Below are 23574 nucleotides of genomic sequence, written 5' to 3'. Positions count from 1 at the left end.
GAAGTCGGAATTCAGCCAGGCGGTCCGGTGCATTCCGCACATCGGGGTCTGGGTCGGGTGCGTGGCGTCGGGAAAGGAACGAAGGTGATCGTGTTCATCAGAACGTCCCCACAAACCAGTTCTTCACCCGTTCGAAGGCGCCCTGCACGGAGCCCGCCTTCTGCGACACCTTGTGCCCGCGCACGCGCGCCAGGCGCGCCTCTTCGAGCAGGCCCATCACCGTGGCCGCGCGGGTCTGCGCCACCATGTCGGACAGGGCACTGTGGTAATTGGGAATGCCCCGGCGAACCGGCTTGAGGAAGATGTCTTCGCCCAGTTCCACCATGCCGGGCATGACGGCGCTGCCGCCGGTGAGCACGATGCCCGAAGACAGCATTTCCTCGTGACCGGAATCGCGCAGCACCTGCTGCACCAGCGAGAAGATTTCTTCCACACGCGGTTCGATCACACCGGCCAGCGCCTGGCGGCTGAGCATGCGCGGTCCGCGGTCGCCCAGGCCGGGCACTTCCACCTGCGTGTCGGGATCGGCCAGCAACTGCTTGGCGCAGCCGCTCTCGACCTTGATGTCCTCGGCGTCCTTGGTCGGCGTGCGCAGCGCCATGGCAATGTCGCTGGTGATGAGGTCGCCTGCGATCGGGATCACCGCCGTGTGGCGGATCGCGCCGCCCGAGAAGATCGCCACATCGGTCGTGCCCGCGCCGATGTCGACCAGCGCCACGCCGAGTTCCTTCTCATCGTCCGTCAGGATGGCCTGGCTCGATGCCAGCGGGTTCAGCATGAGCTGGTCCACTTCCAGGCCGCACCGGCGCACGCACTTGATGATGTTTTCCGCCGCACTCTGCGCGCCGGTGACGATGTGCACCTTGGCCTCCAGGCGGATGCCGCTCATGCCGATGGGTTCCTTGACCTCCTGGCCATCGATCACGAACTCCTGCGGCTCCACCAGCAGCAGGCGCTGGTCGGTCGAGATGTTGATCGCCTTGGCGGTCTCGATCACGCGCGCCACGTCGGTGGCACTCACCTCGCGGTCCTTGATGGCCACCATGCCGCTGGAGTTGATGCCCCGGATGTGGCTGCCGGTGATGCCCGTGTAGACGCGCGCGATGCGGCAGTCGGCCATCAGCTCGGCCTCCTTGAGCGCCTGCTGGATGCTTTGCACCGTGGCGTCGATGTTGACCACCACGCCGCGCTTCAAGCCATGGCTGGCCGACACGCCCAGCCCCGCGAGCTTGAGATCGCCATTGGGCTGGACCTCGGCGACCACCACCATGATCTTGGCGGTGCCTATGTCGAGTCCGACCACCAAATCCTTGTATTCCTTGGCCATGATTGCTTCTTGATTACCTCGGGTTTTGCGTTGTCCCGGCGGGGATGTCGGTGACGGTGGTCACGCCGCGCATGCGCAGGGCGTAGCCGTTGGGATAGCGGAGATCGGCGGACTGCACCGCAGCGCCGGCGTAGCGTTCGGTGAGCTGGCCCAGGGTGGCGGTGAAGCGGCGCGTGCGCTCCATCAGGTCGGCGGGTGTGCCACGACCCAGTTCGATCACGGCACCGTTGTCCAGGCGCGCCTGCCAGCCGCCGCGTTCGCTCAGTTCCAGCCGTTCCAGGACCAGCTGCAGCTGCGCGAACTCGGCGCCCAGGGCCTGGTAAAGCGCCCACACCTGGCCCGATTGCTCCGCCGGGCCTGCCAGTTCGGGCAGGCCATCGCCGTCGTCCGGACTGGCGTCAAACACCTCGCCCTGGGTGTTGACGAGCTGGCCCGAACCCGACTGGCCCCACCACGCCACCGCCTGGTGTTCTTCCAGGGTGACGCGCAGGCGGTTCGGGAACTCGCGCTGCACCACAGCCTTGCGGACCCACGGCACGGCCTCGAACACTTCACGCACTTCGCCCAGGTCCACCGTGAGGAAGCTGCCGGTCAGCCGCGACTTCATCTGCTTGGCCAGCTGGGCGCGAAAGCTCACGGCGTTCTGGTGCGCCACGTCGCCCTGCACCGTGATGGCCCGCACCGACCACACCGGGTGCTGCACCAGCCAGGTGGCCAGCAAACCGGCGCACAACAGCGCGAACACCCCCACGAGCACGTGCGTGACCAGCGTCATGAGCCTGACGTCCAGTGGCAGCGGGGTGTGTCGGGTGGTGGCCATGGCAGGGTTGCTCGGCGATCAGGCCGGGTTGTCCAGCGCAGCACTGGCGATCAGTTGCACGCAGAGTTCTTCGTAGGACAGGCCCGCGGCCCTGGCCGACATCGGCACGAGCGAATGGCTGGTCATGCCCGGCGAGGTGTTGATCTCGAGGAGGAAGGGCTTGCGGTCGCTGGCGCGGATCATCACGTCGGCGCGACCCCAGCCGCGGCAGCCCAGGGCGCGGTAGCTGGCCAGCACGATGCGCTGGATCTCGCGCTCCTCCGCTTCAGGCAGGCCGCTCGGGCAGTGGTACTTGACCGCGTCGGTGAAGTACTTGTTCTCGTAGTCGTAGGCTCCATCGGGCGCGACGATGCGCACCACCGGCAGGGCACGCGCGTGCTCGCCGGTGCCCAGCACCGGGCAGGTCACTTCCTCGCCGTCGATGAACTCCTCGCACAGCACATCGGGGTCGTAGCGCACCGAGAGCGCCACGGCATCGTGCATGTCCGAATAGCCGCGCACCTTGCTGACACCAATGGAAGAGCCCTCGCGCGGCGGCTTCACGATGAGAGGCAGGCCCAGCACATCGGGCACGCCGCGCGTGTCCTCGGGCGCCTGGTGCCCTGGCGCCAGCACCACGTAGCGCGGCGTCGGCAGGCCTTCGGCGATCCACATGCGTTTGGTCATCACCTTGTCCATGGCAATGGCCGATGCCAGCACGCCCGGACCGGTGTAGGGAATGCCCAGCAGCTCCAGCGCGCCCTGCACCGTGCCGTCCTCGCCGTGGCGGCCGTGCAGCGTGATGAAGCAGCGCTGGAACCCTTCGCGCTTGAGGTCACCCAGATCGCGCTCGGCGGGGTCGAAGGCGTGCGCGTCCACGCCCCTGGACTGGAGCGCGGCCAGCACGCCCGTGCCCGACATCATCGACACCTCGCGCTCGGCCGAGCTGCCACCCATGAGCACCGCGACCTTGCCCAACGCCTGCGTGTTCACCACCGTCTTCTCCATTCCGTTCATGCCTGGACTCCCTGCGCCAGTTCGATCACCTGGCCAGCCACGTTGCCCACCGTGCCAGCACCCATGCAGAGCACCACATCGCCGTCGCGCGCGTTGTCCAGCACGGCCTGCGCCATGGCGGCGATGTCGTCCACGAACACCGGTTCGAGCTTGCCCGCCACGCGCAGCGCGCGCGCCAGCGAGCGTCCGTCGGCCGCCACGATGGGCGCCTCGCCGGCCGCATAGACCTCGGCCAGCAGCACGGCATCGGCCTGGCCGATGACCTTGACAAAATCCTCGAAGCAATCGCGTGTGCGGGTGTAGCGGTGCGGCTGGAACGCCAGCACCAGCCGCCGCCCGGGATAGGCGCCGCGCGCCGCGGCGAGCGTGGCCGCCATTTCAACGGGGTGGTGGCCGTAGTCGTCCACCACGGTGCAGTGGCCGCCGCCCGGCAGCGAGGCTTCGCCGTAGCGCTGGAAGCGCCGGCCCACACCCTTGAACTCGGCCAACGCCTGTTGCACGGCAGCGTCTTCCACGCCCAGTTCCACCGCAATGCCGATGGCGGCCAGCGCATTGAGCACGTTGTGCTCGCCGGGCAGGTTGAGCACGATGTCCAGGTCGGGCAGTTCCACGCCGTTGCGGCGTTGCACGGTGAAGTGCATCTGGGTGTCGACCGCACGCACGTTGACGGCCCGAACCTGAGCGTCTTCCGAGAAACCGTAGCTGGTGATCGGCCGGGCAATGCGCGGCAGGATCTCGCGGATGGCGGGGTCGTCCACGCACACCACTGCTGCGCCATAGAACGGCATCTTGTGCAGGAAGTCGACGAAGGCCGACTTGAGGTTGCCGAAGTCGTGACCGTAGGTGTCCATGTGGTCGGCGTCGATATTGGTGACGACCGAAAGCACGGGCAGCAGGTTGAGGAAGGACGCGTCGGATTCGTCGGCCTCGACCACGATGTACTCGCCCGAGCCGAGCTGGGCATTGGCGTTCGCGCTGTTCAGGCGTCCGCCGATCACGAATGTGGGGTCCAGGTGGCCGGCGGCGAGCACGCTGGTGACCAGGCTGGTGGTCGTGGTCTTGCCGTGCGTGCCGGCAATCGCCACGCCCTTCTTCATGCGCATCAGTTCGGCCAGCATCACCGCGCGCGGCACCACGGGAATGAGCCTGGCGTGCGCGGCGACGACTTCAGGGTTGTCTTCCTTGACCGCGGTGGACGTGACGATGGCGTCCGCGCCCTCGATGTGCCCCGCATCGTGACCGACGAACACCTCGGCGCCCAGCGCCACCAGCCGGCGGGTGACCGTGCTTTCGCCCAGGTCGCTGCCAGAGATGCGGTAGCCCTGGTTGAGCAGCACCTCGGCGATGCCGCTCATGCCGGCGCCGCCGATGCCGACAAAATGGATGTGTCGAATGGCGTGCTTCATGAGGTCTGGACCTTCGCGAGTTGCTCGCAGGCGGACACCACGGCCGCCACGGCTTCTGTCTTCTGCATCTGTCGGGCTTTCTGCGCCATCTCCAGCAGCTGGGCGCGCTGCACGGTCTGCAGCGTCCGCGCGAGCGACTGGGGCGTGAACTCGGGTTGCGGCACCAGCCAGGCGCCGCCGGCGTCCACGAGGAAGCGGGCGTTGGTGGTCTGGTGATCGTCCACCGCAGCGGGGAAGGGAACGAACATGGCGGCCGCGCCCACGGCGGCGATCTCGGTCACGGTGCTGGCGCCGGCACGGCACACGATGAGGTCGGCATCGGCAAAGGCCTGCGCCGTGTCGTCGATGAAGGGCGTGAGTTCGGCCTGAACGCCGGCTGCGGCGTAGCTGGCGCGCAGCGCATCGATCTGCTTCTCGCCGCTCTGGTGCGTGACCTGGGGGCGCTCGGCTTCGGGCAGCAGGGCCAGCGCCTGCGGCACGGTGTCGTTGAGCGCCTTCGCTCCCAGACTGCCACCCACCACCACCAGACGCAGAGGTCCGCTGCGTCCCGCAAAGCGCTCGGCGGGCGCAGGCTGATTCAGGAACGCGGAGCGCAAAGGGTTGCCCACCCACTCGGCCTTCTTGAACACATGGGGGAAGGCCGTGAACACGCGATCTGCCACGCCTGCCAGCACCCGGTTGGCCATGCCGGCCACCGAGTTCTGTTCGTGCAGCACCAGCGGCTTGCCGGCGAGCACGCCCATCATGCCGCCGGGAAAACTGATATAGCCCCCCAGGCCCAGCACCACGTCGGGCCGCACCTTGCGCACCACCTGAAGCGATTGCCAGAAGGCGCGCAGCAGGCGCAGCGGTAGCAGGGCGATCGTGAGCACACCCTTGCCACGCACGCCGCCAAAGTCGATCGTCTCCAGCGTGAAGCCGCGCGGCGGAACCAGGCGGCTCTCCATGCTGCCGGGCGCGCCCAGCCAGTGCACGCGCCAGCCGCGCTCGCGCAGCGCTTCGGCCACGGCCAGCCCCGGAAAGATGTGACCGCCGGTCCCGCCAGCCATCACGAGGGCGCAAGGTTGCTGGTTCAAGAGCGCCCTCCCCGCATCATCTGCCGGTTCTCGTAGTCCACGCGCAGCACGATGGCGATGGCCACCAGGTTGAGCAGGATGGCCGAACCGCCGTAGCTCATGAGCGGCAGCGTGAGCCCCTTGGTGGGCAGCGCGCCGAGGTTCACGCCGATGTTGATGAAGGACTGGAATCCCACCCACAGGCCCACGCCCTGCGCCACGAGGCCCGCAAACACCTGGTCGAGTGCGATGGCCTGGCGGCCGATGTGCATGATGCGGCGCGTGAGCCAGAGGAACAGGCCAATGAGCACCACCACGCCGACGAGTCCGAATTCTTCGCCGATGACGGCGAGCAGGAAGTCGGTGTGGGCTTCGGGGAGCCAGTGCAGTTTCTCCACGCTGCCGCCCAGCCCCACACCGAAGATTTCGCCCCGGCCGAACGCGATGAGGGAGTGCGACAGCTGGTAGCCCTTGCCCAGTGCGTGCTCCACGCTCCAGGGATCCAGGTAGGCAAAGATGCGATCGCGCCGCCACTCGCTGGCCATGATCATCAGCGCAAAGGCCCCGACCACCACAGCCGCAATGAGGAAGAACATGCGCGCGTTCACGCCACCCAGGAAAAGGATGCCCATGGCGATCACCACGATCACCATGAAGGCGCCCATGTCGGGCTCGGCCAGCAGCAGCATGCCCACCACGCCCACGGCCACCGCCATGGGTGCCACGGCGTGGAAGAAGCGCTCCTTGACCTCCATCTTGCGCACCATGTAGCTGGCGGCGTAGAGCAACACGGCCAGCTTGCCCAGCTCGGAGGGCTGGAAATTCATGATGCCCAGCGAGATCCAGCGCCGCGCACCGTTCACACCCTTGCCAATGCCCGGGATCAACACCAGCACGAGCAGAAGCAGCGCGGCAGCAAACAGCCAGGGCGCCATCTTTTCCCACGAACGCATCGGGAACTGGAACGCCACCATAGCCGCGATCACGCCAATGACCATGGAGATGCCGTGCCGCAGGACGAAGTGCGTGTGTGCGTAGTTGGCAAAACGCGGGTTGTCGGGCAAGGCGATGGAGGCCGAATAGACCATCACCAGACCCCAGGCCAGCAGCGCCACCACCACCCACAGCAGGGGCTGGTCGAAGCCCAGTTCGCGCACGGCCACGTTGCGTGTGCCGGCGTAGGTGCGGTTGGAGAGCCGCACCGGCAGGTCGTCGCGCGAGGAGCCGCCGGCCAGCGCACCCGCGAGGTCGCGCCCGCCGAGCTGCGGCAGACTCTCGCGCAGCCTTTGCAGCCAGGGCTTGGCGGGTGCAGGCTTCTTTTTCATCCACCACTCTCCAGGCTCAGGCCGTGTTCGAGGGCGAGCGAGTGGACCGCGTCCACGAACACGCGCGCTCGGTGCACGTAGTTGTCGAACATGTCCAGGCTCGCGCAGGCCGGCGACATCAGCACGGCATCGCCTGAACGGGCCTGCTGTGCGGCCAGGCCCACCGCCTCGGGCAGCGTGCCGGCTTCCAGTTGCTGCACGCCGGCTTCATCGAGCGCGGCACCCACGGCCGCGCGCAGCAGGGCGGCGTCGCGGCCGATGTAGACCACGGCCCGGGCGTGGCGGGCCAGCGGGTCGGCGAGCGGCGCGAAGTCCTGACCCTTACCGTCGCCACCGAGGATCACGACCAGCCGCCGCTCGACGCCCAGGCCGCGCACCGCCGCCAGCGTCGCGCCGACGTTGGTGCCCTTGCTGTCGTCGAAGTACTCCACGTCGTCGACGATGGCCACCGGTTCCACACGGTGCGGTTCGCCGCGGTACTCGCGCAGGCCATGCAGCATGGGCCCGAGCGCGGCGCCGGTGGAAGTGGCCAGCGCCAGCGCGGCCAGTGCGTTGGCCGCATTGTGGCGACCGCGAATGCGCAGCGCGTCCACGGGCATGAGGCGCTGCAGGTAAAGCTCTTCCTCTTCGTCGGCACCACGGCCGCGCTTGCGCGTTTCGTCCAGCGCGTGGGCGCGAACGAGCCATGCCATGCCGTTCACGGTCTCGATGCCCCAGTCGCCGGCGCGCGTGGGCACGTCAAAGCCGAAACTGGCCCACGGCCTCGCGCTTTGCTGGCGGTTGCGGTTGCCCACCTTCACCGTCACCAGGCCAGGCTGCAAGGCCATGACGAGCGGATCGTCGCGGTTGAGCAGCATGAGCGCCTGTGCGCCGAACACGGCCGCCTTGGCCTGGGTGTAGGCGGCCATGTCGCCGTGCCAGTCGAGGTGGTCTTCGGTGAGGTTGAGCACGGTCGATGCGGTGGGCACCCGGTCCCAGGCGCCGCCGGTCGTGCGGTCGAGCTGGAAGCTGGAGAGTTCGAGCACCCACACCGACGGCAGGTGGGCCGGCTGCGGCGGTTCGATGGGCGGTGGCACGAGCTGCGTCGGGGGTTCGTCATCGCCTTCGACGCCAGGCAAGGGCTCTTCAGCACCGGTTTCGACCGCGTCTTCGTCCAGGGCTTCTTCGAGGGGCGCAGCGACCGCGGTGGCCTGCGGATTCTCCACGGCCTCGGCTGCGGCGCGCTCGTCGTCGGCCTGCTGTGCGGCAGTTTCGTGATCCAGCGCGGCCGTGAGCACATCGAGCAGCGACGGCCCGATGTTGCCGGCCACGGCCACATTCACCCCCGCGCGTTGCAGCAGCAGGCCGGTGAGCGCGGTGACGGTGGTCTTGCCATTGGTGCCGGTGATGGCAAGCACCTTGGGCCGGTAGGGCAGGCGCTCGCGCTGCGCGAGCTCGTCCAGTGCGCGGGCGAACAGATCCAGTTCGCCCACCACGGCCACGCTGCGTTGCCCGGCCCAGTCGAGCACCGCCTGCAACGACGCGGGGGCAAGACCCGGGCTGCGGGCGATCACTTGCCACTCTTCGCGCGCCAGCAGGGTGGCGTCAAACGTGCCTGAGACAAAGGTGGCCTGCGGGCACTCGGCCAGCAGGGCGGCGAGTTGCGGCGGTGCCTCGCGCGTGTCGGCCACGGTCACGCGCGCACCCTGGCGCTGGCACCAGCGTGCCATGGCCAGGCCGGATGCGCCGAGCCCGAGGATAAGGACAGGGGCACCGTTCACAAGCCGCTCCCGTGCAGGCATGCCCGTGCGCCATCGCGAAACACCGCAGCACCGGCTTCGCCGGGCTGCAGGTGTTGCCCCCTTGAGGGGGTCGCGCGAAGCGCGGCAGGGGTGTTCATTTTCATCGGAGCTTGAGGGTGGACAGGCCCACGAGGCACAGGAGCATGGTGATGATCCAGAAGCGCACGACGACCTGCGTCTCCTTCCAGCCCTTCTTCTCGAAGTGGTGGTGCAGCGGTGCCATCTGGAACAGGCGGCGGCCCGTGCCGTAGCGGCGCTTGGTGTACTTGAACCACGTGACCTGCAACATCACCGACAGCGCTTCCACCACAAAGATGCCGCCCATGATGGCCAGCACGATCTCCTGCCGGACGATCACGGCGATGGTGCCGAGTGCGCCACCGAGCGCGAGCGCGCCCACGTCGCCCATGAAGACCTGTGCCGGGTGCGTGTTGAACCAGAGGAAGGCCAGGCCGGCACCCGCCATGGCGGCGCAGAAGATCAGCAACTCGCCCGCGCCCGGAATGTGCGGCAGCAGGAGGTAACGCGAGAACACCGAGTTGCCGGTGACGTAGGCGAACACGCCGAGCGCAGAACCCACCATCACCACCGGCATGATGGCCAGGCCGTCCAGGCCATCGGTGAGGTTGACGGCGTTGCTCGAACCGACGATGACCAGGTAGGTCATGACCACGAAGCCGAACACGCCGAGCGGATAACTGATTTCCTTGAAGAACGGCACCAGCAGGCCGGCCTGGGGAGGCAGGTCCACGGTGAAGCCCGAGCTCACCCACTCGACGAACAGTTCCAGCACGCGCAGGTTGCTGCTCTCGGACACGCTGAACACCAGGTAGAAGGCCGCCACGAGGCCGATCACCGATTGCCAGAAGTACTTTTCGCGCGAGCGCATGCCTTCCGGGTCCTTGTGCACCACCTTGCGCCAGTCGTCGACCCAGCCAATGGCGCCGAATCCCAGCGTGACCAGCAAGACGATCCAGACGAAGCGGTTGGAGAGGTCGAACCAGAGCAGCGTGGAGAGCGCAATGGCAAACAGGATCAGCACGCCGCCCATCGTGGGCGTGCCGCCCTTGCTCAGGTGCGTCTGCATGGCGTATTCGCGGATCGGCTGGCCGATCTTGAGCGCGGCGAGCCGACGAATGAAGAAGGGTCCCGCCACCAAGCCCACCAGCAGGGCCGTCAACGCGGCCATGACGGCGCGAAACGTCAGGTACTGGAACACCCGCAGCGAACCGAATTCGGGCGACAGGCCCTGGAGCCAGAGGGCCAGGCTAGGCAGCATGGGGGTTGTCCTTGTTGTTGTCGGGCTGTCGTGCGTGCTCCAGCGCCTGCAGCGCCTGCACCACGCGCTCCATGCGCATGAAACGCGAGCCCTTCACGAGCACACTGCGAAAGACCGGCCGATCGTCGGTGACCGCAGCACACACGGCGCCCGCCATGGCCGGCACCTCGACCCAGTGGATCGGTTCGGCGCCGCCCGCTTCACGCAGCGCGGCGCAGGCGCGCGCCATCCATTCGCCCGTGACGTGCACCGCCTCGATGCCGCGGGCCTGGGCGTGGCGCAGCACTTCTTCGTGAAACGCGAGCCCCTGGTCCCCCACCTCACCCATGTCGCCCAACGCCAGCAGGCGCGGCGCAGGCAATTCGGCCAGCACGTCGATGGCGGCGCGAACCGAGTCGGGGTTGGCGTTGTAGGTGTCGTCGATCAGCGTGAGCTGACGTTCGCCCACGCGCAACGAAAGCGCACGCGATCGACCGCCCACCGGTTCGAATGCGTCCAGCCCACGAGCGATCGCGTCCAGCGACACCCCCGCGGCCAGGGCACACGCGGCGGCCGCCAGCGCATTGCGCACGTTGTGCCGACCCGCGATGTGCAGCCGCACGTCGGCCTGGCCAGCAGCCGAATTCAGGCGCAGTGCCCACGCCCCGCCCTGCCATTGCGCGCTGACGGCGTTGACGTCGGCACCGGGGTCGGCATCGCTGAAAGTGAGCACCCGACGCGGGGCAGCCAGCCGGCGCCACAGAGGAGTGAAGTTGTCGTCGTAAGGGAACACGGCCACGCCGTCTTCACGCAGCGCCAGGATGACCTGGCCGTTTTCCAGCGCCACCGCTTCCACGGTGGCCATGAATTCCTGGTGCTCCCGCTGGGCGTTGTTCACCAGCGCCACGGTGGGGCGGGCCATGGCGGCGAGTTCGGCGATCTCGCCCGGGTGGTTCATGCCGAGCTCGACCACCGACAACCGGTGGCCCGCGTTCAGGCGCAGCAGCGTGAGCGGCACGCCGATGTCGTTGTTGAAATTGCCCAGGGTGGCGTGAGCCGCATCGCCAGCGGCCGCGCGCAGGATGGACGCGATCATCTGCGTCACGGTGGTCTTGCCGTTGCTGCCCGTCACGGCGACCAGGGGCAGGTGGAACTGTGCACGCCACAGGCCCGCCAGCTCGCCCAGCGCCCGCCGCGTGTCGGGCACCACCACGCCAGGCAGTCCGGATTCAACCAGGCCGTGGTCGGCCATGGCGGCCAGCGCGCCCTGCGCACGGGCCTGCGGCAGGAATTCATGCGCGTCAAAGCGCTCGCCCTTGAGCGCGACGAACAGGTCGCCGGGTTGGAGGCTGCGTGTGTCGGTGTGCACACGGGTGAAGGGTTGGTCCACATCGCCCACCACGCGGGCGGCGCCAAGCTGCGCGAGCAACTGACCGATGGTTTTCATGCGGTGGCTCCCTGGCGGGCGCGCCGCTGCAGTGCTTCGCGCGCTTCGTGTAGGTCGGAGAACGGGCGCCGGATGCCCATCACCTCCTGGTAGTCCTCGTGGCCCTTGCCCGCGATCAGCACCACATCGTGCGCGTCGGCCCGCGACACGGCCAGTTCGATGGCCTGCGCCCGATCGGGCTCGACCAGCGCCGCCGCGGGGTTGGAAAGTCCCGCCACCATCTGGCGCAGGATGGCCTGCGGATCCTCGCTGCGAGGGTTGTCGCTGGTGAGCACGGGCTGGCGCGCCTCGCTTTCGGCAGCGGCCGCCATCAGGGGCCGCTTGCCGGCATCGCGGTCACCGCCGCAGCCCACCACCACCCACAGCGCGCCGCCGCGCTGCTGCGCCAGCGGCTGCAGCGCCTGCAAGGCCTTGTGCAAGGCGTCGGGCGTGTGAGCGTAGTCCACCAGGACCAGAGGCTGTCCGGGCGTCGCAGACACCTGCTCCATGCGACCAGGCACCGGTGTGAGCGCAGCGCAGGCACGCACGGCTTGACGCAGCGCAATGCCCAGTGCCCGGGCCGTTGCCAGCACACACAGGAGGTTCGACACGTTGTACCGGCCCACCAGCGGCAGGGTGAGCTCGTGCGTTTCCAGCACCCGGCCCTGGGCATGACGTTCGCCGATCTGCAGCGCCATACCGTGGTCGGTGAAGCGAAGTGCTCTGGCGAACAGGCGCGACCGCGCCAGGCGTTCGGCACCGGCGCCCTCGGTTTCGATCGACACGGTCCACAGATCCAGCCCCCGGCTGGCCAGCGAGGCCGCCAGCGGCACGCCACGCGGATCGTCCAGGTTCACCACGGCGCTGGCCAGCGCAGGCCAGTCGAAGAGGGCGGACTTGGCAGACCAGTAAGCCTCCATGCTGCCGTGGTAGTCGAGGTGGTCCTGCGTGAAGTTGGTGAACACGGCCACCCGCAGGCGCGTGGCGTTCAGGCGACCTTCCACGAGCCCGATGGACGACGCTTCGATCGCGCAGGCCTTCACCCCGTCGTCCACAAACCGGCGCAACTGCGTCTGCAGCATCACAGGATCGGGCGTGGTGAGCCCGGTGGGCACCAGCTCGACGCCCTGACTCGCCGCCGTCGGCGGTCGACCCATGCCCAGCGTGCCCACCACCGCGCAGGGCTTCTGGCAGGCCGAGAGCAACTGCGCGGTCCACCAGGCGGTGGAGGTCTTGCCGTTGGTGCCGGTGATGGCCACCACGTCCAGCGCCGCGCTCGGCATGCCATGGAAGGCGCTGGCGATGGCGCCTGCCGAGGCCTTGAGTCCAGGCACCGCCGCGATGCGCTCGTCGGTGAAGCCATGGGATTCCACGCCGTCGAGCTCGACCAGCGCCGCGGTGGCGCCGGCGCGCAGGGCGTCGGCCACGAAGCGGCGACCGTCGGTGGCCGCACCCGGCCAGGCCACAAAACCATCCCCGGCGCGCAGTCGGCGGCTGTCGCAATGCAGTTCGCCGGTCACGCGTTCGCGCAGCCACTCAGCCACGGCATGGGGGTGAAGGATGGTGCGCATGGTCAGAACGACTCTTCCACCACTTCGGTGACGATCTGCGGCTTGACGTTCATGTCGGGCTGCACACCGAGGATGCGCAGCGTCTGCTGCACGGTCTCGCTGAAGACCGGAGCCGCGACCACGCCGCCGTAGAAGGCACCGTTGCTCGGCTCATCCACCATCACCGCCACCACGATGCGGGGCGACTCCACCGGCGCCAGGCCCACGAACCAGCTGCGGTACTTCTTGTCGGCGTAGCCCTTACCTTCCTGCTTGCGCGCGGTGCCGCTCTTGCCACCGACCGAGTAACCCATGGTCTGCGCCCGAGAGCCGGTACCGCCTGGTCCTGCGGCCAGGCCCAGCATCTGTCGCACGGCCATCGCGTTCTTCGCACTGAACACCCGCACGCCGGCCACCGTGTCTGCGGACTTCTGCAGCGTCACGGGAATGAGTTCTCCGTCGCGCGCGAACACGGTGTAAGCCTGCGCCAGCTGGAACAGCGAGGTCGACAGCCCGTAGCCATAGCTCATGGTCGCCTGCTCGATCGGGCGCCAGCTCTTGTAGGGGCGCAGCCGGCCGGCCACGGCGCCGGGGAACGGCACCTGCGGCTTCTGCCCGAAGCCCGCCTGGGCGTAGGTTTCCCACATCTCGCGCGGGCTCATCTGCATCGCCATCTTCACAGTGCCCACGTTGCTGGATTTCTGGATCACCTGCGAGACCGTGAGCACCTCGTTGGGGTGCGAATCGCTGATGGTGGAGCCGCCGATCGAGATGCGCCCCGGCGCGGTGTTGATGGGCGTGTTGGGCGTGACCATGCCCTTGTCCAGCGCCAGGCCGACGATGAACGGTTTCATCGTCGAACCGGGTTCGAAGCTGTCGGTGAGCACGCGGTTGCGCAACTGCTCGCCCGTGAGGTTCTGGCGACGGTTGGGGTTGTAGCTGGGGTAGTTCGCCAGCGCCAGCACCTCGCCGGTGAGCGTGTCGATCACCACCACACTGCCCGCGCGGGCCTTGTGCTGCAAGACCGCGTCCTTGAGCTTCTGGTAGGCGAAGTACTGGACCTTGCTGTCGATCGAGAGCTGCAGGTCGGGCCCGTCCACCGGCGGCACCACGTCGCGCACGTCTTCGACCACGCGGCCGAGCCGGTCCTTGATCACGCGCCGCGAACCACTCTTGCCGGCCAGTCTGGCGTTGAAAGCAAGCTCCACGCCTTCCTGGCCGATGTCCTCCACGTTGGTGAAGCCCACCACGTGCGCAGCGGCTTCGCCTTCGGGGTATTCGCGCTTGTATTCACGGCGCTGGTAGATGCCCTTGATGCCGAGTTCGGCGATCTTTTTGGCCACCGGGTCGTCCACCTGGCGCTTGATCCACACGAAGGTCTTGTCTTCGTTGGCCAGCCGCTTGCGCAGATCCGCCATCGGCATCTCCAGCAGCTTCGCCAGCTGCCGCAATTTGGGCTCGGCGCGGTCCACGTCTTCAGGGATGGCCCAGATGCTCTGGGCCACCACGCTCGAAGCGAGGATGAGGCCATTGCGATCGAGCACCCGGCCCCGGTTGGCGGGCAACTCCAGCGTGCGGGCAAACCGGACTTCGCCCTGGCGCTGGAAGAAGTCGTTGCCGAATACCTGCACATAGGCCGCTCGTCCAGCCAGCGCGGCAAAGGCCACAGCCAGCGCGGCCACGATGAACTTGCTGCGCCAGACCGGCGTGCGGCTGGCCAGCAGCGGGCTTGCAGAGTAGTTGATGCTGCGACTCATGGACGGCGCCCCGGTTCGACCGCGGCCGGGGCGGGCTGCAGCTGGCCGCCGGTCACGTACTGCGTGATGCCGGGCGTCACCGGTCGCATCTGCAACTGGCGTGCGGCGATCAGCTGCACACGCGCGGGCGTGGCCTGGGCGCGCTTTTGCACCTGCAGCTGCTCGTGCTCGGAGTCGAGCTTGCGAGACTGTGCCTGCGAGCGGTCCAGCGCAGCGTAAAGCCGGCGCGATTCGTACTGCGTGTGCACGAGGTAGAAGGCGCTGGCGATCACCGCCGCCAGCAGCACCAGATTGAGGCGGATCATGCCGGCGCCTCCGTGCGCTCGGCCACACGCATCACCGCGCTGCGTGAGCGTGGATTGCCTTTGACCTCCTCATCGGAGGGCATGACGCGCTTGAGGCCGCGCAACGCCATCGGCGCGGGTTCGGCAAAGGGAATGCGGCGGTCCACCACGGCGCGCGAATGGCGAGCCATGAACTGCTTGACCATGCGGTCTTCGAGCGAATGAAAGCTGATGACCACCAGTTTTCCTCCGGGACGCAACACGTTGAGACTGGCCTCTAGCGCTTGTTGCAACTCTTCAAGCTCGGCGTTGATGAAAATCCGAAGAGCCTGAAATGTGCGCGTTGCAGGGTCCTTGCCCGGCTCGCGGGTTTTGACCGCGCCAGCCACGACTTCGGCCAGCTCGCTGGTGGTTCGAAAAGCGCCCCGTTCCTGTCGGCGACGATCAATCGCCTTTGCAATCGATTGAGCAAACCGTTCTTCGCCATAGTCACGAATGACCTCCGCCAGGGTGGAAACCTCGGCCGTCTCCAGCCACTGCGCCACGCTCTGGCCGCGCGTGGTATCCATGCGCATGTCCAGAGGTCCATCGTGGCGAAAGGAAAACCCCCGCTGGGGGTCGTCGATCTGCGGTGAACTCACACCCAGATCCATGAGCACGCCGTCCGCGCTTGCCGCACCCAGCGCGGCCAACTGCGCAAAACCCTCGTGCCGAATGGAAAAACGGCCATCGCTGGCCGCCAGTTGCTGCGCCACCGCAACAGCCTGTGGATCCTTGTCGAAGGCGGTCAGCCGTCCCTTCGAAGACAGGCTCCCCAGCAACAGGCGCGCGTGGCCGCCGCGCCCGAAGGTGGCGTCGACGTAGTGACCATCCGGGTTGATCGACAGTGCCTGCACAGCTTCGTTCAACAGGACGGTGTGGTGAATCCATGTGCCTTGCACCATCGCCCTTAGAAGGAGAAGTCTTTGAAGACATCGGGCATGTCGGCCTTCATGGCTTCGGCTTCCTGCGCCGCATAGGCCTGCGCGTCCCACAGCTCAAGGTAGGCGCCCATGCCCAGCAGGACCACGTCACGGCTGATGCCGGCACCAGCGCGCAGTTCGGGCGAGACCAGCACACGCCCAGTGCCGTCCATCTCGACGTCCATGGCGTTTCCCAGGAAAATGCGCTTCCACCACTGGGCCGACATGGGCTGCGCCGCAATGCGATCACGAAATTCCTCCCACGCACTGCGTGGAAAGATCATCAGGCAGCCATGGGGGTGCTTGGTGATGGTGAGCTGGCTCGAACCCGCGCCCAGGGCATCACGGTGCCGCGTGGGGACGGAGAGCCGACCCTTGGCATCGAGATTGAGATGAGACGCACCCTGGAACACCGCGATCAGTCCTTGAAAAACACTTTTCACCACTTAATTGCACTTTTCTCCACTTTAGCAGGAAACGGTGGAGCTGCAAGCGCGCGGCTACAGTTTTTTTCAATGAAATCAAGCACTTAGGGCGCAAAGGTGCACCGGCTCCGCAGAACCAAAAGCGCATTAAAAGCAAGCACTTAGCTCAAGCACTGCATGTGATGCTTGAAAACCCTGCGGCAGACAGGGCTGTATGGGCAATCAGTTGCAAGGGCGCAGCAGAAGCGCCCTACCCGTCAGAGGATGTAGCGGGACAGGTCTTCGTTCTGGCTGAGTTCGCCCAGGCGTCCATCGACATAAGCCGCATCGATGGCGATGGTCTGGCCGCTGAGGTGGGCGGCGTCGAAGCTGACCTCGTCGAGGAGGTGCTCCATGACGGTGGCCAGACGGCGCGCACCGATGTTCTCGGTGCGTTCGTTCACGTCGCAGGCGATCTGCGCCAAGCGACGGATGCCCTCGGGGTTGAACTCGATGGTGACACCCTCCGTGGCGAGCAGCGCCTGGTACTGGCGCACCAGCGAGGCGTGCGTCTGCGTGAGGATTGCCTCGAAGTCGTCGACGGAGAGCGATTGCAGTTCCACGCGGATCGGGAAGCGGCCCTGCAGCTCGGGGATCAGGTCACTCGGTTTGGCCAGGTGGAATGCGCCACTGGCAATGAAGAGGATGTGGTCGGTCTTGATCACGCCGTATTTGGTGGTGACCGCGGTGCCCTCCACCAGCGGCAGCAGATCGCGCTGCACGCCCTGACGCGAGACCTCGGCATTGCCGCCCCCCTCATTGCGCGACGTCACCTTGTCGATCTCGTCGATGAAGACGATGCCATTCTGTTCGGCGTTGTGCAGCGCGCGCGTGCGGATCTCATCCTCGTTGACGAGCTTGCCGGCCTCCTCCTCGATGAGGAGCTTCATCGCCTCGGCAATCGGCAGCTTGCGCGTCTGGCGCTTGGTCGCACCCATCTGGCTGAACATGCCACGCAGTTGCTCGGCCATTTCCTCCATGCCCGCCGGGCCCATGATCTCCATGGCCGGCCGCTGCTCGATCAGGTCGATCTCGATCTCTCGATCGTCGAGTTCGCCCTCACGCAATTTCTTGCGGAAGTTCTGGCGCGCCGCGCCCTCGGTGGTGGCCACCACGCTGGCCGGCTCGGCCGCCATGCCACGCGGCGGCGGAATCAGGATGTCGAGGATGCGGTTTTCCGCTGCGTCTTCTGCGCGGGTGCGCTGCTTGCGCATTTCCACTTCACGCGTCTGCTTGATGGCGATCTCGGCCAGGTCGCGGATGATGCTGTCCACGTCCTTGCCCACGTAGCCGACCTCGGTGAACTTGGTCGCCTCGACCTTGATGAAGGGGGCGTCGGCCAGGCGCGCCAGGCGCCGCGCAATCTCGGTCTTGCCCACGCCCGTGGGGCCGATCATGAGGATGTTCTTGGGCGTGATCTCAGGGCGCAGCTTGTCGTCGACCTGCTGTCGGCGCCAGCGGTTGCGCAGGGCGATGGCCACGGCGCGCTTGGCACCTTTCTGGCCGATGATGAAACGGTCGAGCTCGGAGACGATCTCTTGCGGCGTCATGGCGGACATGTCAGAGGACCTCGACCGTGTGGTTCATGTTGGTGTAGATGCAGAGCTCGCCGGCAATGGAGAGCGACTTGCGCACCAGTTCTTCCGCGCTGAGCTCGGTGTGGTCGATCAGCGCCTTGGCTGCAGCCTGCGCGTAGGCGCCCCCAGAGCCGATGGCGACGATGCCGTGCTCGGGTTCCAGCACGTCGCCGTTGCCGGTGATGATGAGCGATGCGCTGTGGTCGGCCACAGCCAGCATGGCTTCCAGGCGGCGCAGCACGCGGTCGGTACGCCAGTCGCGGGTGAGTTCGATGGCGGCACGAACCAGGTGGCCCTGGTGCTTTTCCAGCTTGGCTTCGAAGCGCTCGAACAGGGTGAACGCGTCAGCGGTGGCGCCAGCGAAGCCCGCCAGCACCTTGTCGTGGTAAAGCTTGCGCACCTTGCGGGCCGTGCCCTTGACGACGATGTGGCCCAACGTGACCTGTCCATCGCCGCCAATGGCCACCTGAACGCCTTGAGGGGTCTGCCGGCGGACGCAGACGATGGTGGTGCCGTGAAAGGATTCCATGAGGTTCGATCTGGGGTCAGGCAGGGGAATTGCAACCGCCCATAGCGGGCGGGCCGTGCAACAGATGGTACCGGGGTCGCGACGCGCGAGCGCTTGGCGACTAGTCGACGCGAACGACGACCTTGGCGTACTCGGTGATACCGATGACGTGGAAGAAGGCGGACACCAGGCGGTGGGCATCCACGAACTGCACGAGGCGGCCTTCGGCGTGGTGGCTGGAGACCCAGTTCAACAGCGTGCCTGCGGCCGAAAAGTCCACCCGGATCAGGTGACGGCAGGAAATGATCAGCACGTCAGCGCCCTTGAGCTTGCGCTCGAGTGCATCCAGCGTGGTCTGCGGATCCCCACGGATCTCGCCCGACAGTTCCACCAGGCCGAGCTGGCTGGTTTCCGTGCCCTGACTGTCGAGCAGGGACTCACCGCTGCCAGGGTAGCCAGAGGCCACCTGCTCCAGCACCGATTCGCCCAGCACCGACTGGCCCGCTTCACCCGGCTGGTGATTGGCCACCGATGTGTAGTGACAGCGCGGCTTCTCCCAACCCGGGGGTGACACCTCGTAGGTGACGCAGAAATCGAGCGCGGTGAGCTCGAACTCGTCGGGACGGTTCATGATGCGCAGCACCGCCATGCGCAACTCCCACCAGAGCTGCTCCACATCGCGCCGGCTCGACGGCGTCTGGCTCTTGAGCAGGTCGCGGAACGAGGCCGCTCCCTGGAAACGGAGTTCCACGTCCTGGTCGCCCCAGAGGGTGAAGATACCGAGCAGCGCACGCGCGGCCTTGAGGTCCATGCTCTCCAGCGGTGTCCAGTCCAGCACCCAGGGCTGGGGAGCGCGCAGCAGCACGTTCTGCAGGGTTCCCACGGCGTGGGCATCGAGTTCGGGTTCGCTCACCCAAACGGCGCGGTTGTGGCCGGTGGACGGCGTGTAGACCTTGCCCGTCATGCGCGAAACCGCATCGGGCATGTCGTACCACTGCGGCGCGGAGCGATCGAAGCGGTTGACGAAGTCCACCGCCCGGCTTTCGAACGGCGCGAGCTGGCCCGTGGCGCGGTAGAGGTCGAACAACGCCAGCCAGTCTTCCTGCTCGTCGGCCTTGGCGCCGCCTTCGCCCAGCACTTCGAGCAGGCCTGCCTCGGCACCGGCGTCGTCGCCGTTGGCAAAGCGGATGGCGGCCTCCTCGACCTCCGGATCCTGCGCAATCTCCTGAACGTCCAGCGCATAGAAATGCGAGGCCGAGAACTGCGAAGCCGGGCTGCCCGACTGTCGCTGCGAGGTGGGCGCCATCAAACCGGTGCGGGCCGGCGGCGTGGCCGCGGGCGGCGGCGGGGCTTCGGCCACCTGCCGCTCCCGCGAGGGCGACCACGCCTTGCGCAACGAGGCGGGCGCGCTGGCGGGCTGGGTGTCCAGCATGGAACGCTCGAGCTTCTGGGCGGCCGAATTCGGGCCGGTAGAGGCCGGGTTGGGCAAGGGACCGGGCTCGGTCTCGTCGTACTGGGCCTTGCGCTGCTTGACGTTGGGGTCGGGCGCCGCGGGAACGGACGCGTTGTCGTCCTTCTTCGAATTGGGGCCACCCGGGCCGTGCGGTGCGGTGTTCAGACCGGAACCGGTGCTCACCAGAGAATCCGGCCCTTTGGTCTTCCACCACTGCATCGACATCTGGGCTTCGATCTCGTCGATCTTCTTCAGCGTCTCGGCGCGATCGTCCGGCTTGGAGGGCAGGCTGCTCTGGAAGAAGGAGGGGCGCATGCCCTGCCCCTCGCCCGGCGTGCCCTCGCGACTGCGGATCTTGCGCAGCATGTCGAACTCGCGCTTGCGCACGAAGTCGTTGCGCCGCTTGCGCTCGATCATTTCCTTGAGTGCAGCCTTGCTGTATTCGCTCTCGCGATCCGCGGTGCGGGTGTCCAGGTCCGACCAACTCGTCGTGGGGTGGCGAACGAACTTCACCACCTTGGACAGGAAGCCGCCGTTGGAGTCGTCCTTGGACATGGGGGTTCGTTACCGCAAAAGGAAAAGGGTTCCGGACCGGGATCAGTCGCCGAACATCTTCTGCTTGAGTTCGCGGCGCTGTTGCGCCTCGAGCGACAGGCTGGCCGTGGGGCGGGCCATGAGCCGGCCTACCCCGATCGGCTCGCCGGTCTCCTCGCAGTAACCGTAGTCGCCGGAGTCGATGCGGGCGATCGCCTGCTCGATCTTCTTGAGCAGCTTGCGTTCGCGGTCCCGGGTGCGCAACTCCAGGGCGTGCTCTTCCTCGATCGTGGCGCGGTCGGCAGGATCGGGCACGACCACGGTGTCCTCGCGCAGGTGTTCGGTGGTCTCACCGGCGTTGGCCAGCATGTCGGCCTTGAGCTGGGAGAGCTTGCGGCGGAAGAATGCGAGTTGCAGGTCGCTCATGTACTCGCTGTCGGGCATGGCCTGCACGTCCTGGTCGGTGAGTTGCTCAACCGACAGGGTCTTCCAGTTGTTGGCCCGCTTGGGGTCTTTCTGAATGGATGAGGGCACGGGTGGGGTCATGACGGCGCGTTCGTTCATTTGGGAAAAGGTCGCTTTGGCAGCGTCCGGGGCGTGGGTGGGCACCACCGCAGCCTGGGTCATCTGCTCCATCATGACTTTCTTGGCGGCCCGCTTTCCCAACGGGCGCGGCGTGGGCTCCACCACCACGGGCGCCGGGGTGGGGGCGCGCTTGGCGCTGGAAGGCTTGGGAGCAGTTGCCGCCACGGGGGCGGCCTTGGTAACCGGTGGAATCACTTTGGGAGCAGCCGCCTTGGCAACGGGCTGGATCTTGGTTCTGGCGGCGGGTGCCGCGCTGGGGGTCTTCTTGGAGGGTGTGGGCGCCTTGGCGGCCGGCGATCTGGACACCGGGCGAGCGGCGGGCTTCTTGGCAGCCGGTTTGGCAACGGGTTTGGCCACCGGCTTGGCGGCGGGCTTGGCCACGGCTTTCCTGGCCACGGGTTTCGCGGCCGCCTTCACCGGGGCTTTCTTCGCGGGCGCCTTGGCCGCGGGTCTGGCTGCGGGCTTTGCCTTCGTCGGCGCCTTGGCAGGTGCGGGCTTCCTGGCCACCGGCGCGCGTGCCTTGGCTCCCGATGCGGCGGGTTTGCCTGATTTCGCTGTCCTGGTTGCCGGGGCTTTCACAACGGGTCTCCTGTGGGTTCCTGACGATGCGGAATCGAGCGGCGTGGGCGCTGCTGCGGGCAGGGTCCCAAGATGCGCTTCGACGGACCGGCCGAGCCGGCAAACTCGTCGTTATACGCCCTTTGCCGAGCGCCTTCGAACGCCTCCGGAGGTCGATCGGGGCAGAACGCCGGCCTGCCGACTTGGGCCGCGATTGTATCGACACTGGTTCAGGCAACCCGGATTCCTTCCCGGCGGCCGAGGCGGGACGTTGGAGAAGCGAGACAAACAACATGTTCGGCCGGTCAGCGAAGGCGCACGCAAGACGCGCAGTCGCGTCCTCAGGCCAGGCTCTGGTCCAGGCCCTGGACCAGGATGTCCTTGGGCAGGTCGATCCCGATGAACACCATCTTGCTCACGCGGGGCTCGCCATCGGCCCAGACCGGCCCGAGGTCGCTGCCCATGAGCTGGTGCACGCCCTGAAAGATCACCTTGCGGTCGGTGCCCTCCATGTGCAGCACGCCCTTGTAGCGCAGCATGCGCGGACCGTACACCTGGACGATGGCGCCCAGGAAATCTTCGAGCTTGGCCGGATTGAAAGGCTTCGTGGCGCGGTAGACGAAGCTTTTCACGTCGTCGTCGTGATGGTGGTGATGGCCATGCCCGTGGTCACCGTGGTCGTGCTGGTGCGAGGGATGGTCGCAGTGCTCACCGTGCTCATGATCGTGGTGATCGTGACCATGATCGTGGTCATGTCCGTGATCGTCGACCTTGAGGAAGTCGGGGTCGATGTCGAGCTTGGCGTTGAGGTTGAAGCCCCGAAGATCGAACACTTCCTTGAGCGACACCTCGCCGAAATGCACAGGGCGCATCGGCGCGCGCGGGTTCATGTGCTTGAGCCGGTGCGTCAGCGCAGACAGTTCGTCGGCGTCCACCAGGTCCGACTTGCTGATGAAGATCTGGTCGGCAAAGCCCACCTGCCGACGCGCTTCCTGGCGCTCGTTGAGTTGCCCGGCGGCGTGCTTGGCGTCCACCAGCGTCAGGATGGAGTCCAGCAGGTACTGTTCGGCGACTTCATCGTCCATGAAGAAGGTCTGCGCCACCGGCCCCGGGTCGGCCAGGCCGGTGGTCTCGATCACCACGCGGTCGAAGTCCAGTTCACCCTTGCGCTTCTTCTGCGCCAGGTCCTGCAGTGTTGCGCGCAGGTCGTCGCGGATGGTGCAGCAGATGCAGCCGTTGCTCATCTGGATGATGTTTTCCTGCGTGTCGGCGACCAGGATCTCGTTGTCGATGTTTTCTTCACCGAACTCGTTTTCCACCACGGCGATCTTCTGACCGTGGGCCTCCGAGAGCACGCGCTTGAGCAGCGTGGTTTTGCCCGAGCCAAGGAAGCCGGTGAGGATGGTGGCAGGAATGAGTGACATGGCGTTCGGAGGCGATCGGTGAAGGGGGGTCGAAAAAGCAGGCGGGGAGTGTATGCCAGCCCCGTGACAGGTGCAGGGGGCCGCTCAGGGGCGCAGGTAGACGTAACCCTCGCGGGCTTGCAGCCGCGCCACTTCGGCCACGCCCGAAGGCACCACTTTCGCTTCCATGGCCACCTTGGACGCGTCGATGTTGCGCGAGACCAGCGTGTTGTTGCAGACGAAGAAACCCACGCCCTTGGCCGAGAGGTCGCCGATGGCACCCGCGAACGACTGGTTGGCCGTGTTGTTGGCGCCGTCGAGCAGGAAATCGATGCCCGCCCCGTGCGTGACGACCACGATCTTCGCCGTGGGATCGGCCGCCAGGTGGTTTCGAATGTTGGCGATGGCGCGTGAGGCCTGGGGAATGCCGTCGCTCAGGTGGTAAACGACCTTGATGGCGGGCGGTGTCTGGGCCTGCGCCGGCAGCGAAGTGGCCATGACGGCGGCAAGCAGCAGCGATTTGAAAGCGACAAGAAACTTGAACA

20 protein-coding genes are annotated in these 23574 nt (G+C 66.9%); all 20 read right to left on the bottom strand.

Features of this window, described 5'->3' with window-relative positions:
• Positions 1 to 97: 97 nt before the first annotated feature.
• A complete protein-coding gene (gene ftsA / locus ACTIEY_RS13575; RefSeq protein ID WP_439519665.1) occupies positions 98 to 1327 on the bottom strand; it encodes a cell division protein FtsA in 1230 nt (409 codons plus the stop codon).
• A gap of 13 nt (positions 1328 to 1340) precedes the next feature.
• A complete protein-coding gene (locus tag ACTIEY_RS13570) occupies positions 1341 to 2147 on the bottom strand; it encodes a cell division protein FtsQ/DivIB (RefSeq protein ID WP_439519664.1) in 807 nt (268 codons plus the stop codon).
• Positions 2148 to 2165: 18 nt separating this feature from the next.
• Positions 2166 to 3143: a D-alanine--D-alanine ligase gene (locus tag ACTIEY_RS13565; RefSeq protein WP_439519663.1), complete on the bottom strand. Its 978-nt coding sequence runs from the start codon at positions 3141 to 3143 to the stop codon at positions 2166 to 2168.
• On the bottom strand, positions 3140 to 4549 hold the full coding sequence (gene murC / locus ACTIEY_RS13560) for a UDP-N-acetylmuramate--L-alanine ligase (RefSeq protein WP_439519662.1): 1410 nt from the start codon (positions 4547 to 4549) through the stop codon (positions 3140 to 3142). The genes ACTIEY_RS13565 and murC overlap by 4 nt, the downstream gene beginning before the upstream one ends.
• The gene (gene murG / locus ACTIEY_RS13555; protein ID WP_439520294.1) at positions 4546 to 5598 is read right to left on the bottom strand and encodes an undecaprenyldiphospho-muramoylpentapeptide beta-N-acetylglucosaminyltransferase; all 1053 of its coding nucleotides are present in this window, start codon (positions 5596 to 5598) and stop codon (positions 4546 to 4548) included. The genes murC and murG overlap by 4 nt, the downstream gene beginning before the upstream one ends.
• 23 nt (positions 5599 to 5621) lie before the next feature.
• The gene (ftsW, locus tag ACTIEY_RS13550) at positions 5622 to 6929 is read right to left on the bottom strand and encodes a putative lipid II flippase FtsW (RefSeq protein ID WP_439519661.1); all 1308 of its coding nucleotides are present in this window, start codon (positions 6927 to 6929) and stop codon (positions 5622 to 5624) included.
• Positions 6926 to 8710, bottom strand: coding sequence for a UDP-N-acetylmuramoyl-L-alanine--D-glutamate ligase (gene murD, locus ACTIEY_RS13545; RefSeq protein ID WP_439519660.1), 1785 nt, complete (start codon positions 8708 to 8710; stop codon positions 6926 to 6928). The genes ftsW and murD overlap by 4 nt, the downstream gene beginning before the upstream one ends.
• Positions 8711 to 8810: 100 nt before the next feature.
• Positions 8811 to 9989 (bottom strand): phospho-N-acetylmuramoyl-pentapeptide-transferase, encoded by a 1179-nt coding sequence (gene mraY / locus ACTIEY_RS13540; protein WP_439519659.1) that lies wholly within the window; start codon positions 9987 to 9989, stop codon positions 8811 to 8813.
• Entirely contained in the window at positions 9979 to 11415 is a 1437-nt protein-coding gene (locus ACTIEY_RS13535; protein ID WP_439519658.1) for a UDP-N-acetylmuramoyl-tripeptide--D-alanyl-D-alanine ligase, read from the bottom strand. Before ACTIEY_RS13535 ends, mraY begins: the two co-directional genes overlap by 11 nt.
• Positions 11412 to 12965 (bottom strand): UDP-N-acetylmuramoyl-L-alanyl-D-glutamate--2,6-diaminopimelate ligase, encoded by a 1554-nt coding sequence (locus ACTIEY_RS13530; RefSeq protein ID WP_439519657.1) that lies wholly within the window; start codon positions 12963 to 12965, stop codon positions 11412 to 11414. The genes ACTIEY_RS13535 and ACTIEY_RS13530 overlap by 4 nt, the downstream gene beginning before the upstream one ends.
• Before the next feature lie 2 nt (positions 12966 to 12967).
• Positions 12968 to 14701 (bottom strand): peptidoglycan D,D-transpeptidase FtsI family protein, encoded by a 1734-nt coding sequence (locus ACTIEY_RS13525; RefSeq protein WP_439519656.1) that lies wholly within the window; start codon positions 14699 to 14701, stop codon positions 12968 to 12970.
• Entirely contained in the window at positions 14698 to 15006 is a 309-nt protein-coding gene (gene ftsL, locus ACTIEY_RS13520; protein ID WP_439519655.1) for a cell division protein FtsL, read from the bottom strand. The genes ACTIEY_RS13525 and ftsL overlap by 4 nt, the downstream gene beginning before the upstream one ends.
• Positions 15003 to 15929 (bottom strand): 16S rRNA (cytosine(1402)-N(4))-methyltransferase RsmH, encoded by a 927-nt coding sequence (rsmH, locus tag ACTIEY_RS13515; RefSeq protein WP_439520293.1) that lies wholly within the window; start codon positions 15927 to 15929, stop codon positions 15003 to 15005. The genes ftsL and rsmH overlap by 4 nt, the downstream gene beginning before the upstream one ends.
• Positions 15930 to 15934: 5 nt before the next feature.
• Positions 15935 to 16360: a division/cell wall cluster transcriptional repressor MraZ gene (gene mraZ, locus ACTIEY_RS13510; RefSeq protein WP_439520292.1), complete on the bottom strand. Its 426-nt coding sequence runs from the start codon at positions 16358 to 16360 to the stop codon at positions 15935 to 15937.
• A 269-nt stretch (positions 16361 to 16629) separates the two neighbouring features.
• The gene (gene hslU / locus ACTIEY_RS13505; RefSeq protein WP_439519654.1) at positions 16630 to 17970 is read right to left on the bottom strand and encodes an ATP-dependent protease ATPase subunit HslU; all 1341 of its coding nucleotides are present in this window, start codon (positions 17968 to 17970) and stop codon (positions 16630 to 16632) included.
• 1 nt (position 17971) lies between these two features.
• A complete protein-coding gene (hslV, locus tag ACTIEY_RS13500; RefSeq protein WP_439519653.1) occupies positions 17972 to 18517 on the bottom strand; it encodes an ATP-dependent protease subunit HslV in 546 nt (181 codons plus the stop codon).
• Positions 18518 to 18617: 100 nt separating this feature from the next.
• On the bottom strand, positions 18618 to 20504 hold the full coding sequence (locus ACTIEY_RS13495) for an STAS domain-containing protein (RefSeq protein WP_439519652.1): 1887 nt from the start codon (positions 20502 to 20504) through the stop codon (positions 18618 to 18620).
• Positions 20505 to 20546: 42 nt separating this feature from the next.
• Positions 20547 to 21647 (bottom strand): RNA polymerase-binding protein DksA, encoded by a 1101-nt coding sequence (gene dksA / locus ACTIEY_RS13490; RefSeq protein ID WP_439519651.1) that lies wholly within the window; start codon positions 21645 to 21647, stop codon positions 20547 to 20549.
• Positions 21648 to 21967: 320 nt separating this feature from the next.
• Positions 21968 to 23050 carry a CobW family GTP-binding protein gene (locus tag ACTIEY_RS13485; RefSeq protein ID WP_439519650.1) on the bottom strand — a complete coding sequence of 361 codons (1083 nt, stop codon included), beginning with the start codon at positions 23048 to 23050 and terminating at the stop codon, positions 21968 to 21970.
• Positions 23051 to 23134: 84 nt separating this feature from the next.
• Positions 23135 to 23527, bottom strand: a complete 393-nt coding sequence (locus tag ACTIEY_RS13480) for a DsrE family protein (protein WP_439520291.1) — start codon at positions 23525 to 23527, stop codon at positions 23135 to 23137.
• Positions 23528 to 23574: the final 47 nt, after the last annotated feature.

The sequence above is a fragment of the Hydrogenophaga sp. genome, assembly GCF_051858985.1.
Classification (GTDB): domain Bacteria; phylum Pseudomonadota; class Gammaproteobacteria; order Burkholderiales; family Burkholderiaceae_C; genus Hydrogenophaga.
The sequence above is the reverse complement of the archived record's forward strand: the minus strand, read 5'-3'. Positions and strand labels throughout refer to the sequence as shown.

Excerpts from the sequence above, each read along its gene's own strand:
- ftsA (WP_439519665.1), bottom strand. The coding sequence starts at position 1,327 with ATGGCCAAGGAATACAAGGATTTGGTGGTCGGACTCGACATAGGCACC.
- ACTIEY_RS13570 (WP_439519664.1), bottom strand. The coding sequence starts at position 2,147 with ATGGCCACCACCCGACACACCCCGCTGCCACTGGACGTCAGGCTCATG.
- ACTIEY_RS13565 (WP_439519663.1), bottom strand. The coding sequence starts at position 3,143 with ATGAACGGAATGGAGAAGACGGTGGTGAACACGCAGGCGTTGGGCAAG.
- murC (WP_439519662.1), bottom strand. The coding sequence starts at position 4,549 with ATGAAGCACGCCATTCGACACATCCATTTTGTCGGCATCGGCGGCGCC.
- murG (WP_439520294.1), bottom strand. The coding sequence starts at position 5,598 with ATGGCTGGCGGGACCGGCGGTCACATCTTTCCGGGGCTGGCCGTGGCC.
- ftsW (WP_439519661.1), bottom strand. The coding sequence starts at position 6,929 with ATGAAAAAGAAGCCTGCACCCGCCAAGCCCTGGCTGCAAAGGCTGCGC.
- murD (WP_439519660.1), bottom strand. The coding sequence starts at position 8,710 with ATGCCTGCACGGGAGCGGCTTGTGAACGGTGCCCCTGTCCTTATCCTC.
- mraY (WP_439519659.1), bottom strand. The coding sequence starts at position 9,989 with ATGCTGCCTAGCCTGGCCCTCTGGCTCCAGGGCCTGTCGCCCGAATTC.
- ACTIEY_RS13535 (WP_439519658.1), bottom strand. The coding sequence starts at position 11,415 with ATGAAAACCATCGGTCAGTTGCTCGCGCAGCTTGGCGCCGCCCGCGTG.
- ACTIEY_RS13530 (WP_439519657.1), bottom strand. The coding sequence starts at position 12,965 with ATGCGCACCATCCTTCACCCCCATGCCGTGGCTGAGTGGCTGCGCGAA.
- ACTIEY_RS13525 (WP_439519656.1), bottom strand. The coding sequence starts at position 14,701 with ATGAGTCGCAGCATCAACTACTCTGCAAGCCCGCTGCTGGCCAGCCGC.
- ftsL (WP_439519655.1), bottom strand. The coding sequence starts at position 15,006 with ATGATCCGCCTCAATCTGGTGCTGCTGGCGGCGGTGATCGCCAGCGCC.
- rsmH (WP_439520293.1), bottom strand. The coding sequence starts at position 15,929 with ATGGTGCAAGGCACATGGATTCACCACACCGTCCTGTTGAACGAAGCT.
- hslU (WP_439519654.1), bottom strand. The coding sequence starts at position 17,970 with ATGTCCGCCATGACGCCGCAAGAGATCGTCTCCGAGCTCGACCGTTTC.
- hslV (WP_439519653.1), bottom strand. The coding sequence starts at position 18,517 with ATGGAATCCTTTCACGGCACCACCATCGTCTGCGTCCGCCGGCAGACC.
- ACTIEY_RS13495 (WP_439519652.1), bottom strand. The coding sequence starts at position 20,504 with ATGTCCAAGGACGACTCCAACGGCGGCTTCCTGTCCAAGGTGGTGAAG.
- ACTIEY_RS13485 (WP_439519650.1), bottom strand. The coding sequence starts at position 23,050 with ATGTCACTCATTCCTGCCACCATCCTCACCGGCTTCCTTGGCTCGGGC.
- ACTIEY_RS13480 (WP_439520291.1), bottom strand. The coding sequence starts at position 23,527 with ATGGCCACTTCGCTGCCGGCGCAGGCCCAGACACCGCCCGCCATCAAG.